We start from the raw sequence: 4,516 nt of genomic DNA, 5'->3' as shown, positions 1-4,516 counted from the left end.
TGTAGCATTGTCTGCCTCGACGATGTCCATTTTTAGCAGTTTGAGTGGAGTTACATTGAGGACATTTCATACCTTTATTGTGCCACATCTAGCATTACTCTTTCAGCAACGCCTTTTAATCTATGTGTCATGAGGCAATTAATAAATGTGGTGTAATTACGAACTCAAATTAGCCGCATCATCTTAATTCTGCAAGAGGTCTAATGAGCCGATTATGTCTCTCCAGCGTCGCTTCTGTTCCTACTGCGGACAATCTTATAAGAAAGGTGAAAAAAGCATTAACTATATTCCCCCATTAACAAACCTCGTTCCCTCTGTGCCCACAGTTCTTCCAGTTCCGCAGGGGGTTGGAAATCGAGACAGCGACCGCCCTCAAGATTTCGGAGCGCCGAAGTCAAACTTCACCCGGTAGGGAGCCGGAAGTTGAGACAGCGATCGCGTCTAGGGAAGTTGAGTTAGGCATAACTTCTTAGCGAATGCTTACCCCTCTATTCTCCCTAATTACATTCGCTAAGAAGTAGCACCTGGCTATCCAACCTTGCCTGACCAATAAAATTCAGTCTCACTTCCTGTTGAATGCTTAAGGACGCCGGAGTGCCTAACATAGGTGACTTTGCTAGCTGTTGAGCGATCGCATTTAGGGAGATTGAGTTAAGCATAACTTCTTAGCGAATGCTTACCCGTCTATTTTCCCTAATTACATTCGCTCTCGAAGTAGCACCTGGCTATCCGATCTCGCCTGATTAGAGAGCTTTGACTTCCAGTAAAGCTGCAATCATCGCCTGAACTTCTACAAGTCAGATGGAGTGAGGGCGTCTAGCTGTTGGGCATGGCTTCGAGAGCGAATGCTTACCCGTCTATTCTCCCTGATTACATTCGCTCTCGAAGTAACACAGAGCAGTTTCACGGATCGCACTGGCTGGGTGCAAACACACGCTGACAACCTAAATAAACTTGACCGAATGTGGTTGCACACTAGAGAAATTAGCATTTCTCCAAAAAATAAAGCAAAATCTCTATCAATTTCGCGTGCAAGTTCAACCTGCCCGCTTATAATTCTTTCAGGGCTCGCAAGTTTACTTAGCATCGGGTGCTTCAAAGACGACCACGTTCTCACAAGTAAACCCTGAAGTGACTTCAGCTTCCAGAAAAGCACTCTTTAAGAGCGCTGTTGATGAACAACTAAATATTTGCCACGGGCTAGGAATTTTTTCCTAACTCAGAAGGTGCGAAAGTTTGCCAACCTGTACCACCAACTGAGATCTGCGCGATGAGGGCTAACCACGAAATAAATCGTGGGGAGCTAGACCGTGGCATTTACATTTTACTTAATCTGGCTCCAAACTTGTCAACTTTTTTTGCTTAAGTTTGGTCAAAGATTAATTAAATTCCTCCCTCCAAAGCCTCCATCGCGCACTACATATACTTTTGGAGGTTTTTATGGCGGCACCAACATCTACAAACAAATCTTTTTTTTCTCCCGAATATTTCCCAGCTCACCTGAACGAGTGGATGGACGGCAGCGGAATCTCACCTGAAATCGCTTGCCTCAACCTCAAAAGTCTGGAGCACCCAACCAAAATTGCTCAGCTACTCTCCTGGAAAGCCTATAGTGGCACAGCTGGCTGGTACGTCCAAGGAATTGACCCGATAACCGGCGCTTCTCGGAATTTTGGGCAGTTCAAACCCGACGAGGCGATTCAGTTCCCTGACTCGGATAAACCACAGAAATATTTCAGTTTCCCCAAAGGCGCTGTCTCAGAAGCTATCTTCCTGCGAATTTCTCTAAGCGCTTGGTATTCGATAGCTTGTCGTTATGGGGTGTCTATGCCAGAGCAGGTTGAAATTAATGATTCTGGAGAAGCCCTTGGTTTCTGGTCTTGGGTACTAGAACATCCAGAAATCCCGATTAGCATCACTGAGGGCGTTAAAAAAGCTGCCTGCTTGCTTTCCGGTGGCTATGTCGGAATCGCTCTGACGGGTGTCTGGAACGGTCAACAAAAGAAACGGACTCTGATACCGTCCTTACAACCTTTCATTACGCCAGGGCGACACGTTGACTTGGTATTTGACGCTGATATTTTGGTCAAGCCGGAAGTCCAATCCGCACTCAAGTTCTTGGGCCATCTTCTTAATGTTGCCAAAGCGATTGTCCGTATCGTCACTTGGGATTTACAACTAGGGAAGGGCTGCGATGATTTCATTGTGGCTCATGGTCAAGAGAAATGGGATGAAGTTGTGAATAACGCTACACCTTATAGTGAATGGCTCAAGAAACTAGAACAGCAGTTTCACGGATATCGCGGTGCTGACAATCAGCGTCAAAGAACCGGAAAGATTCCCCCAGCAGACCTGGTGGCTCATGAAATCGCCGCAGAGTACCGCGAACAACTCGCCTTCAACGATGAAATCGGTTATTGGATGCGCTATGAAGCTGACAATCCCGGTATCTGGTCTATCGAGACTAATGAATATATGGAGTCTATTGTCGCCAAAATTTTGGATTCTAAAGGAATCAGAGGCTATGGGAGCTATAGCTATGTCACCAATGTTGTTAAAAATCTGCGGGTTTTGCTGATTAAACGCAAATGGGTAGAACCCTCTCCTAAAGAACTGCTACCTTTCCGCAATGGGGTTCTAGAAGTATCTACAGGTAAGCTTTTGCCTCACTCGCCAGGTTATCACCTCACCTGGCAGCTACCCCGCGACCATGACCCTAATGGAAGGAACTGGAGCAGGATTGAAGCGTTCCTCGACCATCTTTCCCACGGCAATGCAGCTATTAAAGAAACGTTGTTGTGTTTTTGCAATGCTGTCTTAAAAGGGCGCAAAGACTTGCATAAGTTCCTGCACCTGATTGGTCTGGGTGGAACGGGTAAGGGAACGTTTGGACGGCTGCTGACTGATTTAATTGGGTCTGATAACATCTACAGCACGACTTTGGAGGATTGGTGTGGGAATCGATTTGAAGCTGCTAATGCTTATAAAAAGCGTTTAGTGGTGTTCTGGGATGAAGATAAGCAGACTGGGAAGTTGGGTAAGTTTCTTTCTCTGACGGGTGATGATTGGATACGGGCTGAGGAGAAGGGGAAAAAAGGCTTCCAATATCAATATGACGGGATGACGCTGGTTTTATCTAATATTCCTATCTTCACGGGGGATGCTGCTTCACGGATAGCGCGACGGGTGATTACGGTTCCTTGCAATAACTCGGTGTCAGTCCACTCGCGTCGTGACCTGAATGCTGAGTTCGCTGGGGAGTTAGATGCTTTTACTAATCATGTTTTAGGTCTCTCGGATACCCATGTTACTAAGGTGTTGATGGGGCTGGTGGATATCCCAGAATGCACGTTGGAGTTTTGGGAAAACCGCGCCCGTGTTGATTCTATTGCTGCTTGGGTCAATGATTGGGTAATTTACGATGTTTTGGCTATTACTCCGGTTGGTAATGATAAGGAGGAGGGATTAAACGGGACTCCTCGGACTTTGTATGGGTCTTATTGCTTGCACTGCAAACAATCTGGGACTTCTCCTAAAGCGAATAAGAATTTCAGTCCAGATTTATTGGAGTTGTGTCGGAGTGTCTTGGGTTGGGAGGTGTCGCGCAAGGTGACGAAGATAGGTAAGTTTATTCAGGGGTTGAGGCTACGTACTGACTGGGATAAAGAGATTCCAACCCATGACTTTTTGTTGATGCAGCGGGTGACGGATGAGAATTCTCTTGGTAATTCTTCAGATGCCGGATTAGGTGGTAGATTGGGTGACGGGTCAGAAGCTATACAGGGTATGCTTTCTAGCTTTGATGATGAATCTTCTCTTATTTATAAAGGAGATTGTAAGTCTGAATTAATAGTGACAAGGGAGTGTAATTGTAAAGAAGGGGAATTCAGTCAGCTGGCACCTGGTTTCAATGCTTTATCGGGTAAGGGTTTTGAGGAGCCATCAGGATTAGAAACTTTATGCGTCACTTGTGAGGAATCTCTAGAGGTGGAGTTAGCCAGTTTAGAGTCACCTGTATTAGATATGGTGTCTGATGCTGGTGAGGAGGCTCCGGCGTTGCAATTAGCTAAGTTACTGTTGCAGTGTCGAACTTGGGCTGAGGTTGAGAATGCGATTGCTTTATATGAGGCTTATGAAGATGAAGCTTGGAAGCTTTTGGAGCCCGAAAAGCAACGGCGGATTAAAAGTCTGGAGGTGGTGTCTTTACTCGAAGTTGGTTCGCGTGTGTGTATTGACCCAAGTTCTTGGAATCCTTTATCGCCTTATATCGGAAAGCTAGGTACGGTTAGGAAGGTGATGGAGGGTGGGTACTATGAGGTGCAGCCGGATGGGGAAAGTAAGCGCATCAGTTATGGAGTTGAAGACCTTAAACCTGTCCAAATGCCGGTTGGTGTTGGGGGTACGCAGGGTGGTTTCATGTTAGCCAGAGAAAAACCTGGTGAACCTGATTGGCAAGATCGCGGATACAATCGGGAACAGTGCGACAGCCTAAACGACGGGCTAAAGTAATCAGAAA

3 protein-coding genes are annotated in these 4,516 nt (G+C 46.1%); 2 read left to right on the top strand and 1 reads right to left on the bottom strand.

The window, feature by feature from the left end:
• Positions 1-347 precede the first annotated feature (347 nt).
• Positions 348-473, top strand: coding sequence for a hypothetical protein (locus H6F74_RS30525; protein ID WP_277875794.1), 126 nt, complete (start codon positions 348-350; stop codon positions 471-473).
• Positions 474-497: 24 nt separating this feature from the next.
• Here H6F74_RS30525 and H6F74_RS11410 read toward each other — a convergent pair whose 3' ends face one another.
• Positions 498-659 (bottom strand): hypothetical protein, encoded by a 162-nt coding sequence (locus tag H6F74_RS11410; protein ID WP_190440828.1) that lies wholly within the window; start codon positions 657-659, stop codon positions 498-500.
• 781 nt (positions 660-1,440) lie between these two features.
• Between H6F74_RS11410 and H6F74_RS11405 the strand changes: the two genes are divergently transcribed.
• On the top strand, positions 1,441-4,509 hold the full coding sequence (locus H6F74_RS11405; protein ID WP_190440826.1) for a DUF3854 domain-containing protein: 3,069 nt from the start codon (positions 1,441-1,443) through the stop codon (positions 4,507-4,509).
• The last annotated feature ends 7 nt before the right edge of the window (positions 4,510-4,516 follow it).

Origin of the sequence: Trichocoleus sp. FACHB-90, assembly GCF_014695505.1 — a bacterium.
In the GTDB taxonomy this organism is placed as follows: Bacteria; Cyanobacteriota; Cyanobacteriia; order Cyanobacteriales; family FACHB-T130; genus Funiculus; species Funiculus sociatus.
The sequence above is the reverse complement of the archived record's forward strand: the minus strand, read 5'-3'. Positions and strand labels throughout refer to the sequence as shown.